At 36.3% G+C, this 5,242-nt stretch carries 5 protein-coding genes; 1 reads left to right on the top strand and 4 read right to left on the bottom strand.

Translation table 11 applies throughout. The features are described from left to right. Nucleotides 1-222 precede the first annotated feature (222 nt). From ADJ83_RS21410 to ADJ83_RS21395, 4 genes are all read right to left on the bottom strand, one after another. Nucleotides 223-969, bottom strand: coding sequence for an amino acid ABC transporter ATP-binding protein (locus tag ADJ83_RS21410; RefSeq protein ID WP_031538460.1), 747 nt, complete (start codon nucleotides 967-969; stop codon nucleotides 223-225). A 15-nt stretch (nucleotides 970-984) separates the two neighbouring features. Beyond that, nucleotides 985-1,644, bottom strand: a complete 660-nt coding sequence (locus tag ADJ83_RS21405) for an amino acid ABC transporter permease (protein ID WP_031538462.1) — start codon at nucleotides 1,642-1,644, stop codon at nucleotides 985-987. Between the two features lie 72 nt (nucleotides 1,645-1,716). Beyond that, nucleotides 1,717-2,493: an amino acid ABC transporter substrate-binding protein gene (locus tag ADJ83_RS21400; protein WP_031538463.1), complete on the bottom strand. Its 777-nt coding sequence runs from the start codon at nucleotides 2,491-2,493 to the stop codon at nucleotides 1,717-1,719. A 461-nt stretch (nucleotides 2,494-2,954) separates the two neighbouring features. Next, nucleotides 2,955-3,338 carry an MEDS domain-containing protein gene (locus ADJ83_RS21395; protein ID WP_152910853.1) on the bottom strand — a complete coding sequence of 128 codons (384 nt, stop codon included), beginning with the start codon at nucleotides 3,336-3,338 and terminating at the stop codon, nucleotides 2,955-2,957. A gap of 208 nt (nucleotides 3,339-3,546) precedes the next feature. On the opposite strand from ADJ83_RS21395, the gene ADJ83_RS21390 reads away from it, so the two are divergent. Continuing rightward, nucleotides 3,547-4,893, top strand: coding sequence for an ISLre2 family transposase (locus ADJ83_RS21390; protein WP_048717475.1), 1,347 nt, complete (start codon nucleotides 3,547-3,549; stop codon nucleotides 4,891-4,893). Nucleotides 4,894-5,242: the final 349 nt, after the last annotated feature.

Here is a 5,242-nt window from a genome sequence, read left to right as displayed (position 1 = left end):
GTGTAATGGAGCGGAGGACGCTCGACTCCTGCGGGAAATAGAGGGAAGGCTTAGCTTCCTCCCCGGCGCATCGTGCATCTGTAGCGCAATGGAACGACTTAGTTTTTACACTTAACTCTATTTAGAAACATAGATAAAGTAGCTTTATTTAAGAGCTAAATTAAAGATTGTTCGTCTTTAAAGATTAGTTATTTAGTTTTGTCCCAACCTCCGACTTTACACTTACTTCAAATTCCGACTCAAAAAAGCCTGTGTACGCACGGATTGGGGGTTTGTAAAGATCTTATTTGGTGGTCCTGACTCTTCGATTACTCCATTGTCCATAAAGATAACGTTGTTGGCTACTTCCTTGGCGAAGCCCATTTCATGGGTAACGACTATCATTGTCATTTTTTCTTCTGCTAAGTCTTTCATTACTTCTAAAACTTCACCAGTCAGTTCGGGGTCTAAAGCGGATGTTGGTTCATCAAACAACAATATTTCTGGTTCCATCATTAAAGCACGGGCGATGGCAACACGCTGCTTTTGGCCGCCAGATAGTTTGGCAGGGTATGCATTGGAAAAACTGGTAAGGCCGATTTTCTCCAGTATTTTCATGCTTCTTTCATGAATGACAGCGGCTGTTTCTTTCTTAACTAATTTCGGTGCAAGTTCAATATTTTCTTTTACTGTAAGGTGGGGAAATAGATTGAAATGCTGAAAAACCATTCCCATCTTTGATGTAATCTGTTTTATTTTTTGGGGTGGGGAATAGAGTCCGTCTTTTACTAAATCTTCCCCACAAATTCGAATATTTCCTCCATCTATTTTTTCTAAATCGACAAGACAACGGAGCATCGTACTTTTTCCAGAACCAGATGGACCAATAACCGCAACGACATCATTGTTATTGACTTCAAAGGTAATTTGCTTTAATACATCGACCTTGTCGTATGATTTTTTAATATTCTCTATTTCGATGATTGCCATAAAAATCCGTCCTTCTTATTCAAATTTAAATCTACGCTCCAGCCATTTAAATAATGCTGTTAATAGTAGAGTCATGATTAAATAAATAATCCCTGCGATGAAAAATGGAATAATCGTAAAATCACGGTTTACAGCAGTTTGCGCAAAGTGAAGTAATTCTGGGACAGCAACAGCATAGAGCAAGGCTGTATCTTTCACCAATGTAACCGACTCATTTGCAACAGCAGGAAGGGCAATGCGAAACATTTGTGGCAGCACAACACGTGTTGTTGTTTGCCATTTATTTAAACCGAGAACTTGAGAAGCTTCAAACTGACCTTTATCGATAGCAAGTAGACCTCCACGGAAAATTTCCGCAAAATAGGCTGCATAATTCAAAATAAAGCCTAGAGAGGCAGCTACAAAACGATCTAACACCAAGTATTCTCCGATTCCTGGAATCATGGGTAATCCAAAGCAAATAAATAATAATTGCAGTAATAAAGGGGTTCCACGCATGATGTAAACATAACAACTTGCCAGCCAAGCAATTGGTTTGATACTAGATTTTATAGCAAGAGTTAAAAGAAAACCTAGTGGAATGGATACTACAATAGCAATAATAAATAAAAGAACGGTTGCTTGTGCTCCTTCTAACATTGGTTTTAGTATCGACATAATATAATCAAACGACATTTCTCTTCCTCCAACAAAACAAAACAGGGTTTCGTAAAGAAATCCTGTTTTGTTTACGATTCATTTGCGAGTTTACTTTAATACTTTATTTTCTCCAAACCATTTTTCCGAAACTTTAGCGGCTGTTCCATCTTCATTCATTTCATCAAGTGCTTTTTGAAGTTTTTCTAATAAAGCTTCATTGCCTTTTTTAACACCAATTCCATATTCTTCTGGAGCAAGGGACTCTTCAAGCACTTTAAAGGTATCTTGCTCTTTTGTCATATAATAATCAATAACAATTTCATCAATAACGACTGCATCCAAACGACCAGATTTTAAATCACTTAATGCTAAAACGTTATCGGAAAACTCGGTAACTTCTTTAATTTTTGATTTAATCGGATTGCTATCTAATGCATCAGATGCAGAAGAAAGAGATTGTAGCCCAACAACTTTTCCTTCTAAATCATCTAATTTTGTTATGTTTGAATCAGTTAATGTTACGACTACTTGTGCATTTTTTAAATAAGGCTTTGTGAAAAGTACTTTTTCTTTCCGTTCATCCGTTATAGTATATCCATTCCAAATTAGGTCAATTCGACCGCTACTTAATTCGGATTCCTTTGTTTTCCAATCGATTGGTTGGAATTCTACTGACATATCCATTTTTTCAGCAGCTGCTTTCGCATAATCTATATCGAAACCAACGATTTCATTATCTTCATCTCTAAATCCCATTGGAGCGAATTTGTCATCAATTCCAATTACTAAAGTATCTTCCTTTTTATCAGATGAATTATTTGAACAAGCTGTAAAAATGAAGAATACAGACGCTAAAATAAGTAAATTAATTGCTAAACGTTTCATGTTGTATAAAGCCACCTTTATGAATTGAAGTTTGTATTTTTTAAGATAAATCTATTAAAAAACAGGCTCTCACCAAAAATCCTTTAGTTCGATAATATATTATAGTGATAAACCAATGAATAGAATTTACCATATTAAAAAAGTAATTGTCAATAAAATATTTTAGTATATTAGTAGAGTAAAGGATTTGTTGGAGGAATTATCCAAAAAAATACTCTTTCTTATTAGTGGATGACTTAGGAATTATAAAGAAAAAGAAGTACTAAAAACTTGAGTGGATTGGTGCGGGAGATTACATAGGCGAAACCTATAAAAAATACGCTTAACATATAACTAGATGGAAATAGTTTCATTACGGTTAATAACCAAGAATAGGTAGAGGTGATAGTTGCTGCAACAGGGAATTAGCGATCAATGATGAATAGCTATTCGCTATCTCCCCCGCAAAGCTAAGATAGGATTTACTCCCTATCATTATTTGTATTAAAAGGTGCATTTATTATGTACTTTTTAGATGATATAAGTGTATCTTTTTTCAATATGTAAGGATGGGTTTCCAATAAAAGTGTTGATAAAAAATTTGGCATTTTTAGTTGTCCATACGCACAGACTAGTGGAAAGGAAATCTGATTGACTGCTTGATCAATAATTTTTTCTAATTCGCCTATTAAGTGGAAAGGCTCCTCCATCGTTGCCCATTCAACATGTGCCCATGATCGAAAAGATATATTATTATCTACATATGGCTGAACGGTTTTATTGAAATATTCTGTGATTGCTGGAGGATGATACCCGCCGCTTGAAAAATAAAAATCTAAACTATTAACATAATGTAGCTGTTTCATTTGTTCAGAAGTAAGGATAAATGTTAATTTCTCATAGTATGAGTAAAATGTTTGTGGGTAGAAAATAATTTACCCTCTGGTTTGGTTGGTGGTCGTTAGACCGCCAACCAAACGCAAGCGCGGTAGTATGAGCAAAAATAAAGAAAAAGGGACTTTCTTTTTGTATAGTAGTGTTTGCGGACAAAACATACAAAAGGAGAAAGTCCCTATGAAACAAAATACCATAAAACTACCTACATTAAAAGAAATAGAAAGTGATTTATTTAAAACATTACAGGAAACTTTTTCGGAAGTTCTCGAGGAGCTGTTAACTGGGTATGACAGAGAAATAGCTGAACAACGAGATAAAGGAAGATATCAACTCAAAGATAAGAGAGCGATTCAGATGGACACCTTATTTGGATCTGTTTCAATTAAGCGAAATTACTATTGGGATCGTATCGGCAACAAATATGTCTATTTATTAGATCAATATTTACAGTTTGAGGGCGGTAAAGGATTTAGTCCAGTTGTGGAAGAAATGGCGATGGAATTGGCGGTTACTGGGCCATCATACAGACATGCATCTTCTACGTTAGAAAAATTACTTGGATACTCTGTAGCTAGTCATGAAGCGATTCGTCAACATTTATTACAAACAGAAGTTGTACCGAGCTTGCCAATCGAACCAAAAAGAAAGGTATTATTTATCGAAGTAGATGGCTTATTTATTAAACGGCAAGGTGGTAAGAAGCGCGGACGAGAAGAAAAGATCGCAGCTATCCATGAAGGTTGGTCTATGAATGGAAAGAGAGCCAGTCTTGTGGGAAAACGGCATTTTATTCATAAAGCAGAAGCACCTTTCTGGGAAGAGTTAGAACAATTTTTAATGGATACGTATCATTACGATCCAACTACTCATCTTTTAGCTATCAATGGGGACGGAGCTAGTTGGATAACTGCGTGCAGAGAGTATTTTCAAAAGAAAGCTTTTTTCACGATAGACAGATTCCACGTAGCTCGAGAAATCCAACGTATTTTTAAAGAACATCCTAGATATAAAGCGATACGAAAAAAGCTAGCTAAGTATGATGGAGAGGGATTATTAGTAGAGTTAAATAGTGCAGTGGCGACCCTGGATACAGAGAAAAAAGAAGAACGATTAGAAGCATTAATTAACCAGCTTTCTCCATATCCCGAGGCACTTGGAGACTATAGAATTTGGTTACAGGAACAAGGAATAGATACGAGTGATATGCGTCCGATGGGCAGCGCAGAAGGAACCATGAGTGTGTTTGCCAAGCGTCTGAAAAACGGAAGGGCATGGAGTGAAAAAGGAATAGATGCATTTATTCGATTCATGGTTGGCTTAAAAGATGGATTAGATATTAAAACACTGATCGGAACAATGACGAAACGATTGGAAGAGAAGGAATCAAATCATATAAAACCAAAATACTACCGTGAAAAACTAACCAAAACAGCAGGACAGGCAACAAGACAAAACATTGCCTATTTGAGTCAAACAACAGGAAAGCCACTATATCATGCGTTAAAAGCATTACAAGGATTTTAAAAAGGATTGTCGACGTTTAACTGTAAACTGTATTCTAAAAGGTTATGGATTTTAACAACATAGAAAACGCAGAGTGGATTGGAGCGAAAGGCACTTGACTCCTGCGGGACATAGAGGAAAGGTCGAGACCCCACAGCCGGAACGGCGAGGAGGCTCGACTTCCTCCCCGCGGAAAGCAAGTGCCTGTAGCGGAAAGGAACGGTCTATTGATCCCAAAAAATTTTACGAAAACAGCCTGACTATAAATAGAGTAAGTATAGAAAGCGTTAACAATAGAGATAGCAAACACACTGAAAAAGAGAGAAATTCCGACGATAAAAAATTTCTCCCACAAATACTTGACTCAAAC

The sequence above is a fragment of the Bacillus sp. 522_BSPC genome (assembly GCF_001076885.1).
GTDB classification, from domain to species: Bacteria; Bacillota; Bacilli; order Bacillales; family Cytobacillaceae; genus Niallia; species Niallia hominis.
This window is presented reverse-complemented; position numbering and strand designations above follow the sequence as displayed.